This window comes from Micromonospora sp. CPCC 206061 (genome assembly GCF_036906915.1).
GTDB lineage: Bacteria > Actinomycetota > Actinomycetes > Mycobacteriales > Micromonosporaceae > Phytohabitans.
Map to the genome: position 1 here is coordinate 1 of NZ_JBAKHX010000122.1, position 15,285 is coordinate 15,285.

A 15,285-nucleotide genomic window follows, 5' to 3' on the forward strand; every position below is an offset into this window, starting at 1 on the left:
CCTCCCCATCACCACCACCCGAAACCCGCACCCCCGAAACGGGGTTATTCAGGAGCCTCCTAGCGCCGCGTGCGGCAGGCGGGGCGCGTTGTCGGCGATGGCTTGGGCGTAACCGGTCAGGTCGTGCCGGTGCGCGGAGACGACCAGCTGCGCCGGGCCGGTCAGCGAGTTGAGGAACCGGCCGAACCCGTCCAACAGCCCGGCCTGCTCCTCGCCGGTGCGCAGGTGGATGTTGGTTGTGCCGCAGGCGATGACGACCCAGTTGGCGCCTTCGGCGGACAGCACTCCGGCCGGGCTGATCGCGGTGACCGGGGAGCGCAACGGCGCGGGCAGCACCGGCTTTCCGGCCACCGCGGCGACCGAGGTCGCCCGCGGCTGGCCGGGAGCCAGGGTGCGGGGCGTGCGGGTGAGCACGAAGGCGTGCTTGAGCCACACATCTAGGGGCAGGCCGTCGCGGCGGCCGAGTGCGATCACCACCGTGACGGCGGCGATCGGCAGGCCGAGGATCAGCCACACCATGGGTGGCAGGATTTGCCCGTAGGTGCGGTAGGCGCCGAACCCGGCCAAGCCCACGCCGCCGAGGATGGCCAGCTGCCGGAACGTCAAACCGAAGGCGATCTTGTCAGCCGCGCCGATGTTCGCGGGCACCGTCGCCCGCGGAACGTCTTCTGTGGTCTGCATTTTCTAACCTCCATTGAGGAAGACACGGCGTAGCCGCCGGTAGTGGTGGTGGGTGTGCGTACTCATGTCGATGCGCTGTGCAGGCGCGGGGACGCGGCGGAACACGTTGCGGGTCAGCGACTGCACAGCGACCGTCCGCAGGACGAGCCCGACCGCGTTGGTGCTGTTGCCCTGATGGGTCACGAACTTTCGCATCAGGCCGGGAATCTTGACCGTGGTCCACAGCACGACCACGACCAGCAGCAGGTTGACGATGTCCGAGCCAGGCAGGCCCAGCAGCACCGGCAGGCTGGAGTTCGGATCGATCAGCAACTGGATGCCCGTGGAGAACACGATCGCCTGCAAGGCGGCGGTCCCCAAGCAGCCCAGCAGGGTGCGCCACCACAAGGCGGCGACCGGCTGGGTGTAGGGCAGGCAGTAGCAGGCCAGCGCGAGCGGGGCGAGCCCGGCCAGGATCACCAGCACCCCGACGCGCACGAACCAGCCGAACAGCAACGCGAAGAACAGAAACACGATCAGCAGCCCGATGATCAGCGCGAGCAGGGCGGTGCTCGGGTCGGTCAGCGCGGAGGCAACGTGGGTCTTGGCCATCGAGACGGCCTGGCTGGTCGGCGCGGCGGTGCCGACCATCGACACCGTCAGCGCGTTGGCGACCTCGATGAGCACCGAGCACAGTGGAAGGGCGAAGTTCGACAGAATGAACCCCACCACCAGGCGGGGCACCAGTTCCTTGACGCCGTACTGGATTTCGACGCTGCCGCCGACCATGGCGACGATCCCGGCGGTGATGATGGCCAGGATGTAGCAGACGTTGACGACCAGCGCGGACTTGCCCGCGATGGTCTGGACCTGCGGCAGGACGGTGACGTCCGGGGACAGGAACACAGATGAGGTCAGGAAGGCCAGCAGCCCGCTGAGAAGGTCGACGACCTTCTCAGCGAGCCAGTTCACCAGGCCGTTCATCAGCCGGTCGACCATGACGGTGGCCTTCAGCCGCCGAGGATGCCTTGCAGCACCTGCAGAACGACCGGCGCGAGCACGGCCAGGGCGTAGCCGATCAGCGCGGACTTGAAGTTCGACTTGGCCTGCTCGACCTGAGCCGGGTCGCCTCCGGCGGCCATGTAGCGCAGGCCGCCGATGACCAGGAACAGGGTGGCGACCAGGGCGAGGATGCCCATGATCCAGCCGGTGATGCCGGCGATGACCTCGCCGATGGTTTTGGGTGCGGCCAGCGGCTGCGGGACGGCAGCGGCCAGGTCAGCCAGAACAGAGACAGTGGTATGCATTGCGCGGCTCCACAAATGTAGTGGGCCGCCGCGGTGAGGAACTAGTCACAGAGGACAGTGCGGGCCGGTTGGGGGCGCTCCTCCCTTGCGGTTTGCGAAGGGCTCGATGTCAGTACGCCGTCGCCGCAGTCCATGCCGGTCCGCGCGAATCCTGTAGCCAGTGGTTGTTCCCCACCGGGCGGGCATGCCGTGGATGGCATGCACCGCTCAGATCTCGGCTGTCAGGTCAGATGAACTCGCCCGCGACCTGTCTGGACCTATCGCAACCTGACACGACCAGACCGCGCCCGCGCGGTAGATCAGCCTGCCCACTAGACAGAGGGGGGCATGGGCCGGCGCATGCCCGGCTGCGGCCCGGGGCGGCGGCTCGAAAACTGCGTCCGGGCCCGGCGCCATGCGCCGGACGCGAAGAGCGAGGGTGGAATCGATGAACCTTCAGACCGCTGCCGTGAGGCTCGATGCCCTCGAATGCCGGCCGCCCGGCGGGGCCGCAGCTTTCCGGCACGGGTCTTGGTCCTCAGGTGCTGGCCACCTCGTCCAGGACGTCGCGGGAGTGCCGCGCGGCACGTTGATTCGGCAGGGCTCAATGATCAGACCGAAATGTGGGCAGACTGGCTGCCGCTTGGCGTCCGTAGTGAGTCGTCGCGGTGGCCGGGAGTGTTGCGTGTACCTGTCGAATGGACGTTCGACCGGAGGGGCAAAGAAATTGACGTCCGGGCCGCGTTTGCCTTCGTGCGTGCTAGGTTGCGCGGGTGTCCGATTTCACCGGGTTCAAGATCGTGCTGGTGGCGGCTCCGACGGCCGCTGAGGAGCCTTTCCTTCGATGACGGCCAGGTCGCGAGGTCCGATCTTTCCGCCCGGGCGCAGATGGTCGCCACTCTTGTGGTTTTCTGCGGCGATCGTGGTGGCCGGTTCGGTGATCGCGGCAGGCGCTGCAGCATATGGCGCGCAGACCAAAACGGCATGGTTGGTCATTGTGATCGCCTCGGCGGCGGCCGCTGTTACCGCCGGCATACAGCCGTTCAAGAGTGGCATCGACCGGATCCGTGGCCGGGTCGAGGATCGGCGCGAGAAGCTCGAAGATCTCAAACAGCAAAAGTTCCTCCTGGTCAACGCTGGGCGCTTTCCGCGTGTGCGGGATGTCAGCGACCCCATGCGGGTTGGTGTTCACCGCGCCATCGAGGGCGCGACGGGACAGCCGGAATATCAACAGCGGGCGTTCGACGACAAGCTGGATGCAGTACTGCGCCGGGGCGGCGTAATCGTGGTGCACGGACCGTCTGCCGCGGGCAAGTCACGCGCCGCGTACGAGGCGGTGCGCCGCACCTTGCCGGACCGGTTCTTCGTGATGCCGACCGTGATCGGGGCGCTGGACGAGGTGCTCGGCCTGGGCGGCCATATCGGTGATGCGGTGATCTGGCTCGACAATTTCAATCCGTCAATCGATCAATCCGTCAACAACGTGCAGGCGCTGGCGCAGCGCCTCGTGCCACCAGGTCGCTCCGACGTCGCAGTGGTATTCACAATGTGGGATGACACTTGGCGTCAGTCGTGGGCTCAGTCTTTGCGCGGAATCGCGAATGATATCCGAATTCCCCGGAACCTGACAGCGGCCGAGCGTGAACGGGCGCTGGCGCGCAGCACGGACCCGCGGCTGAGGTCTGCGCTGAGCCAGTTCGAGTTCGGGCTCGCCGAGTACATGGCGGCCGGACCGAGAACCTTCGACGAGTGGCAGAACGGCCGCAGCATCGACTTGAAGGCGCCTGGTGTCGGTGCCGCGATCGTTTGCGCTGCGGTGGACTGTTGGCGGGCCGGCTACCATCGCCCGCTGTCGAGCGAGGTCCTGCTGCGCCTCTACACCCAATATCTGAATCCGGTGCTCGCGAGCCACCCCGACCTGGCCTCGTTCGACGAAGGGCTGGGCTGGGCCACCACCCTGGTGGCCGGGGCCAGTAGCTGCCTGATCAAGGATGCCGACGGCGGCTACCGACCGTTTGACTACCTGGTCGATAAGACACAGACCGATCCGGACTCACCACCCGTTCCAGATGCCGTCTTCGACCAGGTGGCAGCGCTGCTCGACGAAGCGGTTGCCGTCGAGGTTGCACGGGCGGCCCTCGAGACCGGACGGCTGGAGCTCGCGGACCGCGCTACACGCCTTGCTGTGCAGTCCTCAGTGGCCAAACGACGCGGCAACGCCATCTATGTACTGGCGCAGGTTCTGGACGCACGTGGCGAGCACGAGCAAGCCGAGGCCCGCTACAGGGAGGCCGCTGATGCCGGCGACCCTGACGCGCTGTCGCGTCTCGGCCTCAAACTTGCCGCCGACAGCCGCTCGGGCGCAGCGACGGAGGTGTTCGGCCGAGCCACCAAAGCCCGCACCGCCGCTCTCGCATTGGAGTCCGCATTGCGCAGACCACGGTCGCTCGATCCGTTGGAGCTTGGCTTCACACCACGCCCGCCAATTCCGTGGCTGGCTCCGATGCTACTTGCCGGCAAGCTAGTGACGACGATGATGAAGCTGATCTTCGGAGCCTTTCTCGACAAGCGTGAATTGCAGAACGCGCTACCTTCCCAAATTTTCCAACACGATGCGCCAGACGGGGTGGGCCTGGACTACGTCGCCTCCGTAGGTGACGGGTTCAACGCCACCTACAGCGTGGCGTGGACGTTGGCGCAGCCAGAGCTCACGGTGGACGGCCACCGGCTAGCCCGCGGCGACGTGCTGGTCATGGGAGGCAACGAGGTGCTCGGGTTTCCGTCTCGAGAGAACTACGAAGACCGGTGTCTCGGACCATATACGGCGGCGTTGCCCACTGTTGAAGGTGGGCCGGAGCCCACCTTGTACGCGCTGCCCGGTGCGGGCGACTGGGAGGACGGACAGGCAGCCTTCCTGCGCGTGTTCAGCGCCGAGGAGCGAATCGGTGGCTGGCGAACGCGGCAAAGCCGCAGCTACTTCGCTATCAAGCTGCCCGCCGGATGGTGGCTGTTCGGACTCGACACCGCGGGCGGCGAGGTGGACCTGCCGCAGCGCCGCTATTTCCGCGAAGCGGCGCGGATGCTAACCCCGCAAAGCCGGGTCATCCTTTGTCTTCCCGACGCTACCTGGTCCCGCGTGGCCGATGACCCGGACGCCTACAACTCCACCGACCTGTTCATACGGCAGGTGATTGCTCCGACCGGAGCCGGGGTTGCCGTCATCCTGGCCGGCGGGTATCACCATTATTCGCGCTACGAGCAGGCACGAACTGTCGGACCACACGGCACGGGTCGACAACTCATCACGTGTGGCGGTGGCGGGTCCTATGTACAAGGCACCGATCGGCTGGCCGCAGAGATGGACCTGCCACCGCGAACGACGCTTGACCGCCGCGCGACTCCGCCGGAGCGGTTCGTACTGCGGACCGCCTACCCCGACCGCACAACGTCACGACGGCTCGCGGCCGGCATCTTCGGGCGCCTACCGCTACGCAACCCGGGACTGAGCACGCTGCTCGGCGTACTGCACGCGCTCACCCTGCTCGCAATGATCCAAGTCGCCGAGCGCGCGGGCCAGCGACAAGAACAACCCATCGGCGGGCTGACGGTCGCGCTGCTACTGCTGATCATGTCGCTTGCAATCGCACTGGCCAACCTGCTACCCGGCGCATCAACGTCTCGACGCCCGACGCCACAGCCTTGGATCCTCGCGATCTGTCACGGTCTTGCTCACATCGGTCTAGCGGCCGCAGGCACTTGGGTGTGGCTGCAGCTACCGTTCGTCTCCTGGCCATCGCCGATGTCGGCGGTGGCCGCTCTCGTGATCTACGGACCCGTCGCCGGATTCGTCGCCACATTGTTGTTCGCCGTGTACCTGTACGGTGCCGGCGCCTACGGTGTGAACTACACCGAACTGTTCTCCGGCCAAGGACACGAGGCGGCAAGATCATTCCTGAGAATGCGGATCGACGCTGACGGCGACCTCACCATCAGCGCAATTGCCATCGACCGACCCTGCCGACAATGGCACGCAGCCGCCAAGGAACCGGCACACACTCCTTGGCTCCAACCGGGCGAACCGTTGCAGGCGCGCCTGATCGAGCCACCGATCCGCATTCGATAGGTGGTGTCCCTTCCCACACGCAACGACATAACCACACGCGGCGTCATCAGCTCCATGGCCGGCAAGCCGAGCCGGTTCCGAGCGGCAGACCGGTCATTGGCATGATCGACACGCCGTCGCGGTCGGCCATCTCGCGGCCCGATGGCAACCGCTGATCCGACTGTAGCCGGCCCTCGCGGATTTGAGCCAAGATGTCGTCGACTACCCGGGTGAACAGGGAACGGGAATCGGGGCTCCAGTTGCTCATCGCACCACGCCCAACGTCATCGCGCGGCAGGTGGTGGTCAGGTCCCCGGCCAGAACCGCCCTGGCGACACGCCGTTCCGCACGCCGCCGTCGCATGCGCAGCGTCGGCGCGGGCACACCGGTCTCGGTGGCCAGCTGTTCAATCAGCGTGTCACCGAACCGGGTGCCGGCGATGAGCTCGGCCTGCTCAGCGGTGATGATGCCAGCGGCGGCGGCCCGGCCGAGGATCAGTTCCGGATGTCCGTACGGCAGCGCCGGTGACCGGGAGCCGGTGGCCAGGTCGGCGGGCAGTTCCTCGGTCGGTTCGGCTTTGATGACTGCGGCTCCGGCCCGCCACGCTGACCAGCAGAACCGCAGCCACAGCCTCGGCGGTTCCAGCGGTGCGTGTTTGAGTGCGTGCAGGAATCCCGCGAGCAGTTCGGAGTCGATGTCGTCGGCGTGGCGTGGGTAGGCGCTGCCGATGCGGGTCGCCATGTGGGTCAAGCCAGGCAGCGCGACCCCGACCGCGCCGACGACCCACGCCGGCCCCCATTCGCGGGCGTGGTTGGCCAGCTGCCGCCACAGCGCGTCGGTGGTCTCGACGTAGTGCGGTACGCCGATCAGCAGCTCACGCAGTTCGTTGAGCGGCATGGTGCGGTTCGGCAGGCCCGGCACCGGGCGGGCGTCGAAGGCTAGCGGCGCCGGTTCGCAGGTCAGCAGCGCGAACGCGGTCTCGGCGGACGACAGAGCCGACGTGGTTCTGGTGGAAGGCATGGGCGTTTTCCCCTCGAAGAAGCCGCGCCCCGCGAGGTCGCGGGGCGTGATGCTCCTCGATTGGGACAGCTCGACCTGACACCACGAGCCATTGTCAGACCAGGACAGGTCCGGACAGGTGATGTCAGGTTCGCGGGCGGTCAGAACCGGCGGTGACCGGTCCGGACAGGACCCGGGCGGGTTCGATCGGCCTGTCAGGACGGCACTGGGTCACGTCAGAACGCCGTACCGGTCCGGGGGCCAACACGCCTATGACCGACGCCCATCACAACGCACCCGTCCCGGTTGGTGACGTGGTGCCCGGCGACCCGCCCGTCCCGATCACCGTCTGGTCCGTGCCCGCCCCGCGACGCGGCGAGAGCATGTCCAACGCGCTCGGCGTGCGGCTGGTCCACGGCTTCACCCACCCAGGAGACCTCATCATCGACCTGACCGACGGTCCGCAGCTGGCCCGAGCCATCATTAACGCCCGGCGGCGCAGCCACCTCCAGTCCCCGAAAACGGTGGGCTGGGGCAAGGAGAACGCGCCGCTGATCGTCACCGGCTGGCCAGTCGAGGCGCCCGAAGCCGAGTTCTTCACCGCATGCCGTGCCCAACTCCAGCTGGGCGGCTGTGTGGCGGTGCTCCTGCCACATGGCGACCCGACCCTTCCCGCCGATGTCGTGGCCGCCGCCAAGGGTGTGCGGCTGGCGTACCTGCAGCACATCGTCGCCGCCACCGACGCGGCCGTCCGCGACGGCCGGGGCCAGCTCGCCATCCACACTGACGTGCTGATCCTGACCCGTTCTCACGTCGAGGATGGCGGCGCCGATGGCTGAAACCCTGTCGGTCACGTCGGTCTGGCTGACCTGCCAGCGACCGGCCCGTGACCAGCGGCGAGGCCGCTACGTCCCCCAGACCTCCAGTCACCCGGGCAAGATGCTGCCCAACCTGGCCGCGCACGCCATCGCTTCCAACACCGCACCAGGGGATCTGGTGTTCGACCCGATGTGCGGGTCGGGCACCACCCTGGTCGAGGCGGTCCACCTCGGCCGGGACGCGCTCGGCGTGGACATCGAACCGCGGTTCACCGCACTCGCCGAGGCCAACCTCACCCTGGCGGCCAGCCAGGGCGCCGCCGGCGAGGCGAAGGTCGTCACCGGCGACGCCACCAGCTTGCTCGATCTGGTGCCCGCCTCAGCGGTCGGCAAGGTGAGCCTGGTGCTCACCTCGCCGCCGTACGGACGCGGAACCCATGGGCTGGTGCGGGCCACGAGTACCGGCGTACGCAAGCGGGACCACCAGTATGGGGACAAGGCGAGGGGCAACCTCGCCTACGCGGGGTGGTCACGCCTGCTCGACGGGTTCGCCGCTATCCTGGCCGCCAGCTACCAGCTGGTGCGTCCCGGCGGGACCGTGGTCATCACCTGCCGCCCGGTACGCCGACAGCGCGACGACTTCATCGACCTGCCCGGCGAGCTGCTGGCGGTCGCGAAGTCGGTTGGACTGGTTCCGGTGGAGCGATGCGCGGCGATGCTCGCCGCCGTCCGCGACGGGCAGATCGTGCACCGTGCCAGCATGTTCGGGCTGATGGCCGTACGCCGCACCCGCGCCGAAGGCATCCCGGTGCACCTCGTCGCGCATGAGGACGTCCTCGTGCTGCGACGCAGCTAGTCGGCTCCGGTACGCCACCAGCCCGGCCCGCGCTGACCGGTGAACCTTTGTCCCGGCGTCCCTGGCCTGCGGTGTCAGTCCCGCGGGGTAGCGCTGACCGGTGCTGTCAGCACCGAGGCAGGGTCGGCCGGGCTGGGCTGTCAGGTCGTCGAGTTAGCCTCGGGGCACACCCTTTTCGCACCACCCCATTGCTGACCTAACAGCCCGCCGCGCGCCGGCATTGCCCACCCCTGCGGGGGTCGGCCGCCCGACGCTAGGGCTGACAGGCCCTTCAGCACCCCGTCCCCAACACAGTGTCGACCTCGCGCCGCCCGGCGCGGGGCGACCTGTCACATTCCTGTTCCGTGAGGGGCGGCCACCACCGATGGCCGCCCCTTTTCGTCATGCCCACCGAAAGGAAGCCGACCATGCTCAGGAACGCCTGGTACCTGATCACCCACGCCGACTTCTACGACGGCCTACCCGACGCCCCGCGCCTGCCGCAGAAGCCCGAGCTGATGGCCACACTGGACGAGCTGTTCGGCGACGAGGCCGGCATCAGCCCGGCGCACACAGCCACAGCGATGGAGGTCATGCTGCGCATGGCCGAGCACCTGTCCGACGCCATCCCGCACGGCCGGCACACTGTCGGCGACGGCGCCCAGTTCGCCCGGCTGCTCAACGGCCTGAACCTGCTGCTGTCCCACCTCGCCCAGATCAGCCGCCGGCTGGCCCACCAGGTCGACACCGGCAGTGGAGCCGACCTGTCCGCCCTGTCGGTCGGCGAACGGCTGGCGCTGACCGCGGCTATGGCGACGGCATGTTGCCGGCTGGAGGAGTCCGCCGGTCTGGTCAAGGAAGCGCATCTCGCCAGCAGGGTCGGCGCTGCGGCGATGACCATCAACCGGCGAGATAGAGGCACGGATTCGTGAGCTGCGCGCCGAGACGATCGCGATCGAACAGCACGAGTTGCTCGCCACCGACGCCGGCCGTGCGCTGATGGCTGCCCGCATGCCGAGCACGGCCGCCTCACAGACCGCCGCGATCACCGGCGTGAAACGAAGGTGAGCACCCGGATGCCGGAGCCAGCCGACGCGCCCTGACCAAGACCCTCGCCGACGGTGCCGTCACCTTGAAGAAGCGGGCCTTCGACCTGGTCTTGGCCGCCTGAGCCGATCAGTCCACCGTGCAGCGTTGGGCCCGCTCGTTTGCGGGGCTGCCCAACGTTCGGCGCCAATCAATCTTCGCCGGTCTCCCTGCTCGGGAGGCCGGCATTTTTCGTATCTGGAGGTTTCCATGCCAGTCAGCTGGTGGCCAGTCCTAGCCATCACCGCCAGCCGCCCGCTGCGCGCCGAGTTATGGATCATCGAGCAGCACATAGGCTGGGTGTTCGAGTACAACGAATCCATCCTGGACGGCCGTCGGTACGCCAGCCGCCGCCGGCTGATCATCGTGGGCGCGGACCTCATCGCCCGGATCCGCAACCCGTTGTCCTGCGGTGGCTTCGTCGTCGTAGCCACCGTCAACCCCGACAGTCCGCAGATGTTCACGCACGCTGAGCGCGTCGGCGCGTCCTACGTCATCGTTCTGCCGACCGCACGGTCATGGCTAGTCCACCAGCTCTTGCACAACGTGTCGGAGCTGATCCTGCGGGGGCGTCCCCGGCCGGCAACGCGCGCCCGACGGGACGTACAGATATGAGCGAATCGACCCCGCCCACGATTCCGGTGAGGCTGCGTCACCGCCCGCTCACAGCTGGGCTCGTCGTGCCCTGGATCACTGCCCAGACTGCGGACGGCCGCTACCGGTTCGGCGCGGTCGACGCCGATCGCGCCGCACAGGCCCTGCACCGCCGGTGGTGCCAGATCTGCGGACACCCCCTGCAGGCCCGGTACGTGTTCGCGATGCGCGACCGCGACCTGCGCCGCCACATCGCCGCCGAAGCCGCCATGCACCCCGAGTGTTTCCACTACTCGATCGCCGCATGCCCGATGCTGGCCGGCCGCATGGACCACTACCGCGCCAGCGGACACGCCACAGCGTTCACCGGAGTCGGCATCGTGCTCGGCGACCCCGACGGCCACCGCGCCGGCCAGCCTGCCGAGGCATGGCACGCCGTCTGGGCACGCGACTACACGGTCATCACCGACCCAATCACCAACCTGCCGGCGGCGCTGCTGCTACCCAACCAGATCCTCCGCGTGCGCCCCATCACCGCACGCGGATAGGCCACACACCGGACCAGCATGCCGAGCCCAGGCCCGAGCCCGACAACCGGCCTGAGGGGCCGTCCGGCAAGCACGAGGCCGCCGATCAGCGGCCCAAACACAGGAAAAGCGGCCCGCCACCGGCGGGCCGTCATCCGTTATTGGACCCGGGACGCCACCGCCTAGGAAACGTAAGCGTCCCGGGTTCTCTCAATGAGAGGACTCCAGTGTCCATCCATGCTGCCCTTGCCGCCACCGCGGCACTCAGCTTCACCGCGGGCTGGCTCAGCGCCCGCCCAACAATCCGCACACTCCAGGCCCAGGTTGATCTCCTCGAAGTCCGGCTCCGTGCGGCTCAACACGTCGCCGGGCACGACCGGCTTACGGGCCTACCCAACCGGACGTCGGCGGAACAGCTCTTCAACGTCCGTGAACTGCTCGGCGCCGCCACCACCGTCGCCCTGGTCGACCTCGATGGGTTCAAGCGCACCAACGACACCTACGGCCACCACGCCGGCGACGATCTGCTACGCGCAGTCGCCGAGCGGCTGGCCGTCGCTGCCAAGGCACACGGCGGGATGGCGGCACGCCTCGCGGGAGACGAGTTCCTCCTCCTGCTCCCCACGAATGGCGATGAACCTGCCAAGCCGGTGGCCACCATCCTGAACCTCGTCGCGGAGCCGGCCATCCTGCGCACCGACGACGGCCACATCACCTTGCATCCCACGGCCAGCGCCGGCATCGCCGTGTACGACGGCATCTACGGCACGTTCGGCGCGATGCTCCACCACGCCGACATCGCCCTCTACCACGCCAAACGGCACCCCGGCAGCCACCGCACCTACCACCCCGAAATGCGCATGCCCCGCAACAGCGGACGGCACGGCCCACGCCGCCGCGACCAACGCCCGGCAGACGGGCGGTTCGACGGCGAGGTGACGCCATGATCAGTCAGCCTCGCCACGAGATCGTCATGCGCTCAGCGGGAAGGTTGACCTGCGGCGACCTGGCAATAGAGCCGTCACTCGGCATCGCCCGCGTCGCCGCGGTCCGCCACGACGGCCCGTACGTCCACCTCACCTGGGCGGACGACTACGGACCGAGCACCGCTACTAGCCGATACCCCGCCGGCCTAGTGCTGCCAGTGCGGGTACCGCACCCACTGGACCGGCTCAAGATCAAACGAGCCATCGAGCAAGCAACGTGGGCGAAGCGCGCCGTCCGAAGCGACACGGCATGGCTCATCGCCGCGCACCTGAATCATGGCCCGGGAACAGCACTTCACAGGTTCACCAGGGACGGAGCCGTAACTGGTGCACTGTTCGAGGAATTGGAGCAGGTCAAGCGCATGCCTGCCTGGGTAGACGCTCTGGCGCGCTACTGCCTGGATCGCGACTACAAAGGACCGCTGTCCGGCTGGTGGCCGGGTAGAGGAAACGACGAGCCGGCAGCCACCCAACGACCCGCGCCGCCAAGTCGCCGGCGTCGACGCCCGGTGCTGGCCAGGAAATATATGTACACCGAGACAGCGCAGCGGCTCATCGACGCCGCCTTCGCCATGGGACTCGAGGCATGCCGAGACGAGATCATCGCCGCCAAGGCCAAGTGGATCATCCGGCACTACAGCGCTCCAGAGACGGTCTGCCAGCACCTCCACGAACAGCGGCAAACGGGATGACCAGCCGGCATCCCGAGCCAGATGCCACCCAGATCCATCGGCTGTGCGTATTCGACCTTTTCCTGGACTGCGGCCACATCGCCACCGTAGCTATCGACGGCTGGTATCCGGTCTCGATCGCTTGCTGCGACCGGCTCGGCGGCACCATCCTGCACGGTGTGTACGTCCCGTACGCCTCCCATGTGGAGTACGTCAACGTGCTGTCGGAGAAGTACGAGCACCGACCGTTAGGCACGCCCAGCGATCCCACCCGGTTGCTTGGCCGCCGTTCACGCACCGATGATCCCCGGCAACCGGCCTACCGCTGGGCCAAGGGCACGGCTGGACGGTACCCCGCCCGCGTCGGTGCGGCCTGGACCATCGACGGCTCCACACCACCGGCCTCGGAGCGCTGACCGAGCAGCCACCCACTTCCTCACCGCACCGCCGTTGCCGCCGGCATCGCGGCACAAACACGAATGACGGCCCGCCTTCGGCGGGTCGTCGCCGCATTCAGGACCCGGGACGCTCTCGCCTACCAAAACGTTCGCGTCCCGGGTTCTCCACCAAAGGAGGACCCAAGTGTCCCAAGCGCCGAATTTGATCGCCACCACCCTGGTGGCGTGTCTCGTCGCCAGGCTGGTCGCCTGGCCCGCCATCCGCCGCCTGCGTGCCCAACGGGCCGACGCTGTCGGCTTCTACGCCGCCCGCGCCGTCGCCGACAATGCACGGCCCGCGGCTGTCCTGCCCATCGACCTCGGTGACTTCAAGCTCGTCAACGACACCTACGGGCACGAGGCCGGAGAGGACCTGCTGATCGAAATCGGCGAACGAATCACCGAGGTCGCTGATTTGCGCAGCTGGACCGAGGCCCGGCTCTCCGGCGACGGGTTTGCTGTCATGCTGCCCCTGCGGGATCACGAACACGGCCACGTCGCCGACCTCTTCGTCGGAAAGATCGCCCGGCCAGTCGAGTTGGCTGCCGACGACGCGCCAATCACGGTGACCGTCAGCATCGGCGCGACCATCGTCGAAACCACAGACCCACTCGAAGACTTCGCTCTACGCCGCGCCGACGTCGCCGTGTACCGCGCCAAGCATCGCGGCGGAAACCGGTACGCCACCTACGAACCCGGCACGCCAATGCCCACGAGCGCGCCGAGCCGAGGCCCGCGCCTGCGCGACCTGCGCCAGCGATACCGGGGCGTGACCGCATGACCGGCCCGCGTGAAGAAATGGCCTGTGCCACCTGCCTGACCCCACTCAACGTCCTCGACGGCGACTACATCCACCCACTGCACCATGACGACGACGGGCACCAGCCAGTACCCGTCCCCGTCGCCCAACTCGACACCGTGAACAGAACCTGCGACTTCTGCGGCGACCACCACCCAATGTGGACACTGCGCGGTGGTGGGGTCGCGGTACTTGCCAGCAGCGCACAAACAAACCTGTTGCAGCACCTCGGCGAAGCATGGGCCGCCTGCGTGGCCTGCATGGCCGACATCGACGCCGGAAAGGCACACCGGGCAGTCGACCGCGCCATGCGCCGCATGGGCATGCACAACATCCCCTTCGCGCACGCCGAGGCCCAAAGACTGCATCAAGCCTTCCTCGACGAACGGCGACCCGGTCGCACCCTGATCACCACCACCGCGTGGCCGGACCTGAACCTCAGCCCGCGCGACCTGCCAAAGGTCCGCGACCGGCTCGCCGCGTTCTACCGCGGCGCCGACGGGCTACCCGCCAGCATGCGCATCACCCAGACGCGAGACCACCTCGCCGACAGCCTCGACCGAGCCCGGCTCTACTGGATCGACAACAGCTTCACCGAACTGGCCGAACACGCCGCCACGCAGATGCCGGCGGTCACCGCCAACAAGGATCTCGCACCCGGCGACGACGGACTGCTCGTCTGGACACGTCCGGCGACAGCCCGCAGGATCACGGCCATCTCATGGTCAACACACGCCGACATGATCCAGGCCGTGGCCTACCGCGCCATCGGCACCGGCCTCGACGACCAGACGATGCAACACCTCCGCGACGCGGTGGGCTGGCTCGCACCCATACGAACCTTCCAGTTACGCCACGAGCAACTGGTCAACGACGCACACGACCACGGCTCCGCAATCCTCTTGGCAACCTGGCTGCTGATCGCACAGAAAGCCGGCGAAACGGCGCCCGCCGAAATCGACAAGACCATTCGCAAGAGGTACGCCCGCGCCAAGCGGCCGCTGCCCGACGTACGCATCGTGCGTATCCGCGCCCGCACCCGACGAGAGGACACCGCCAGCAGCACCGCGACCGGCACCGGCCGGACCTACACCAGCCGCATCTGGGTCACCGGACACTGGCGCAACCAGGCATACGGACCAGGCCGGACCCTGCGCCGCCCGGTCTACATCCACCCGTTCCTGCGCGGCTCAGAGGACCTCCCGATCAAGCTGAGCACCACTGTGCGGATCCTCGACCATCGCAGCAGCGGCAACCCGGGAGGGGATGCCGGCAAGTAGGAACAGCGACTGGTGGCGGGGCATGACCCCGCCACCACGCTTGTGCCCTTGCTGACTCGGCGCCACACCAGCTCACGGGTCAATCAAACAGCGCCGCGTAGACGTGAGTTCCCCACGCTTTCGCGGAGTGCACTGATCGCGTGGGAGTGTAAAAAGATCGGTGTAACTCCTGATCAAGGAGAGAGCACCTGATGACGATCACGAC

The 15,285-nt window shown here is 67.7% G+C and carries 16 protein-coding genes; 11 read left to right on the top strand and 5 right to left on the bottom strand.

The window, feature by feature from the left end:
- Positions 1-48 precede the first annotated feature (48 nt).
- Genes V6V89_RS38690 through V6V89_RS38700 form a run of 3 tightly spaced genes read right to left on the bottom strand, consistent with a single transcriptional unit; the run spans position 49 to position 1,967 of the window.
- A complete protein-coding gene (locus tag V6V89_RS38690; RefSeq protein ID WP_334624653.1) occupies positions 49-681 on the bottom strand; it encodes a PrgI family protein in 633 nt (210 codons plus the stop codon).
- 3 nt (positions 682-684) lie between these two features.
- Complete coding sequence (locus tag V6V89_RS38695) at positions 685-1,659, bottom strand: conjugal transfer protein TrbL family protein (protein WP_334624654.1); 975 nt, start codon at positions 1,657-1,659, stop codon at positions 685-687.
- A gap of 11 nt (positions 1,660-1,670) precedes the next feature.
- Positions 1,671-1,967, bottom strand: a complete 297-nt coding sequence (locus V6V89_RS38700; protein ID WP_334624655.1) for a pilin — start codon at positions 1,965-1,967, stop codon at positions 1,671-1,673.
- Between the two features lie 880 nt (positions 1,968-2,847).
- Between V6V89_RS38700 and V6V89_RS38705 the strand changes: the two genes are divergently transcribed.
- Positions 2,848-6,069, top strand: coding sequence for a hypothetical protein (locus V6V89_RS38705; RefSeq protein ID WP_334624656.1), 3,222 nt, complete (start codon positions 2,848-2,850; stop codon positions 6,067-6,069).
- A gap of 46 nt (positions 6,070-6,115) precedes the next feature.
- Here V6V89_RS38705 and V6V89_RS38710 read toward each other — a convergent pair whose 3' ends face one another.
- Positions 6,116-6,316 (bottom strand): hypothetical protein, encoded by a 201-nt coding sequence (locus tag V6V89_RS38710; RefSeq protein ID WP_334624657.1) that lies wholly within the window; start codon positions 6,314-6,316, stop codon positions 6,116-6,118.
- Positions 6,313-7,068 carry a hypothetical protein gene (locus V6V89_RS38715; protein ID WP_334624659.1) on the bottom strand — a complete coding sequence of 252 codons (756 nt, stop codon included), beginning with the start codon at positions 7,066-7,068 and terminating at the stop codon, positions 6,313-6,315. The genes V6V89_RS38710 and V6V89_RS38715 overlap by 4 nt, the downstream gene beginning before the upstream one ends.
- 251 nt (positions 7,069-7,319) lie before the next feature.
- On the opposite strand from V6V89_RS38715, the gene V6V89_RS38720 reads away from it, so the two are divergent.
- The 10 genes from V6V89_RS38720 to V6V89_RS38765 all read left to right on the top strand — a co-directional run bounded on the left by V6V89_RS38720 (position 7,320) and on the right by V6V89_RS38765 (position 15,080).
- Positions 7,320-7,886 carry a hypothetical protein gene (locus V6V89_RS38720; RefSeq protein ID WP_334624660.1) on the top strand — a complete coding sequence of 189 codons (567 nt, stop codon included), beginning with the start codon at positions 7,320-7,322 and terminating at the stop codon, positions 7,884-7,886.
- A complete protein-coding gene (locus V6V89_RS38725) occupies positions 7,879-8,721 on the top strand; it encodes a TRM11 family SAM-dependent methyltransferase (protein WP_334624661.1) in 843 nt (280 codons plus the stop codon). Before V6V89_RS38720 ends, V6V89_RS38725 begins: the two co-directional genes overlap by 8 nt.
- Before the next feature lie 407 nt (positions 8,722-9,128).
- Positions 9,129-9,632: a hypothetical protein gene (locus V6V89_RS38730; RefSeq protein WP_334624662.1), complete on the top strand. Its 504-nt coding sequence runs from the start codon at positions 9,129-9,131 to the stop codon at positions 9,630-9,632.
- 364 nt (positions 9,633-9,996) lie between these two features.
- The gene (locus V6V89_RS38735; RefSeq protein ID WP_334624663.1) at positions 9,997-10,401 is read left to right on the top strand and encodes a hypothetical protein; all 405 of its coding nucleotides are present in this window, start codon (positions 9,997-9,999) and stop codon (positions 10,399-10,401) included.
- On the top strand, positions 10,398-10,928 hold the full coding sequence (locus V6V89_RS38740; protein WP_334624664.1) for a hypothetical protein: 531 nt from the start codon (positions 10,398-10,400) through the stop codon (positions 10,926-10,928). The genes V6V89_RS38735 and V6V89_RS38740 overlap by 4 nt, the downstream gene beginning before the upstream one ends.
- Before the next feature lie 206 nt (positions 10,929-11,134).
- Positions 11,135-11,854, top strand: a complete 720-nt coding sequence (locus V6V89_RS38745; protein WP_334624665.1) for a GGDEF domain-containing protein — start codon at positions 11,135-11,137, stop codon at positions 11,852-11,854.
- Positions 11,851-12,585, top strand: a complete 735-nt coding sequence (locus V6V89_RS38750; RefSeq protein ID WP_334624667.1) for a hypothetical protein — start codon at positions 11,851-11,853, stop codon at positions 12,583-12,585. Before V6V89_RS38745 ends, V6V89_RS38750 begins: the two co-directional genes overlap by 4 nt.
- Entirely contained in the window at positions 12,582-12,980 is a 399-nt protein-coding gene (locus V6V89_RS38755) for a hypothetical protein (protein ID WP_334624668.1), read from the top strand. Before V6V89_RS38750 ends, V6V89_RS38755 begins: the two co-directional genes overlap by 4 nt.
- Before the next feature lie 166 nt (positions 12,981-13,146).
- Entirely contained in the window at positions 13,147-13,782 is a 636-nt protein-coding gene (locus V6V89_RS38760; protein ID WP_334624669.1) for a GGDEF domain-containing protein, read from the top strand.
- Entirely contained in the window at positions 13,779-15,080 is a 1,302-nt protein-coding gene (locus V6V89_RS38765) for a hypothetical protein (protein WP_334624670.1), read from the top strand. Before V6V89_RS38760 ends, V6V89_RS38765 begins: the two co-directional genes overlap by 4 nt.
- Positions 15,081-15,285 lie beyond the last annotated feature (205 nt).

Bases quoted from the DNA above. Each gene is read 5' to 3' on its own strand.
- V6V89_RS38750 (WP_334624667.1), top strand. From the start codon at position 11,851: ATGATCAGTCAGCCTCGCCACGAGATCGTCATGCGCTCAGCGGGAAGG.
- V6V89_RS38690 (WP_334624653.1), bottom strand. From the start codon at position 681: ATGCAGACCACAGAAGACGTTCCGCGGGCGACGGTGCCCGCGAACATC.
- V6V89_RS38765 (WP_334624670.1), top strand. From the start codon at position 13,779: ATGACCGGCCCGCGTGAAGAAATGGCCTGTGCCACCTGCCTGACCCCA.
- V6V89_RS38720 (WP_334624660.1), top strand. From the start codon at position 7,320: ATGACCGACGCCCATCACAACGCACCCGTCCCGGTTGGTGACGTGGTG.
- V6V89_RS38700 (WP_334624655.1), bottom strand. From the start codon at position 1,967: ATGCATACCACTGTCTCTGTTCTGGCTGACCTGGCCGCTGCCGTCCCG.
- V6V89_RS38755 (WP_334624668.1), top strand. From the start codon at position 12,582: ATGACCAGCCGGCATCCCGAGCCAGATGCCACCCAGATCCATCGGCTG.
- V6V89_RS38735 (WP_334624663.1), top strand. From the start codon at position 9,997: ATGCCAGTCAGCTGGTGGCCAGTCCTAGCCATCACCGCCAGCCGCCCG.
- V6V89_RS38730 (WP_334624662.1), top strand. From the start codon at position 9,129: ATGCTCAGGAACGCCTGGTACCTGATCACCCACGCCGACTTCTACGAC.
- V6V89_RS38695 (WP_334624654.1), bottom strand. From the start codon at position 1,659: ATGGTCGACCGGCTGATGAACGGCCTGGTGAACTGGCTCGCTGAGAAG.
- V6V89_RS38725 (WP_334624661.1), top strand. From the start codon at position 7,879: ATGGCTGAAACCCTGTCGGTCACGTCGGTCTGGCTGACCTGCCAGCGA.
- V6V89_RS38710 (WP_334624657.1), bottom strand. From the start codon at position 6,316: ATGAGCAACTGGAGCCCCGATTCCCGTTCCCTGTTCACCCGGGTAGTC.
- V6V89_RS38740 (WP_334624664.1), top strand. From the start codon at position 10,398: ATGAGCGAATCGACCCCGCCCACGATTCCGGTGAGGCTGCGTCACCGC.
- V6V89_RS38715 (WP_334624659.1), bottom strand. From the start codon at position 7,068: ATGCCTTCCACCAGAACCACGTCGGCTCTGTCGTCCGCCGAGACCGCG.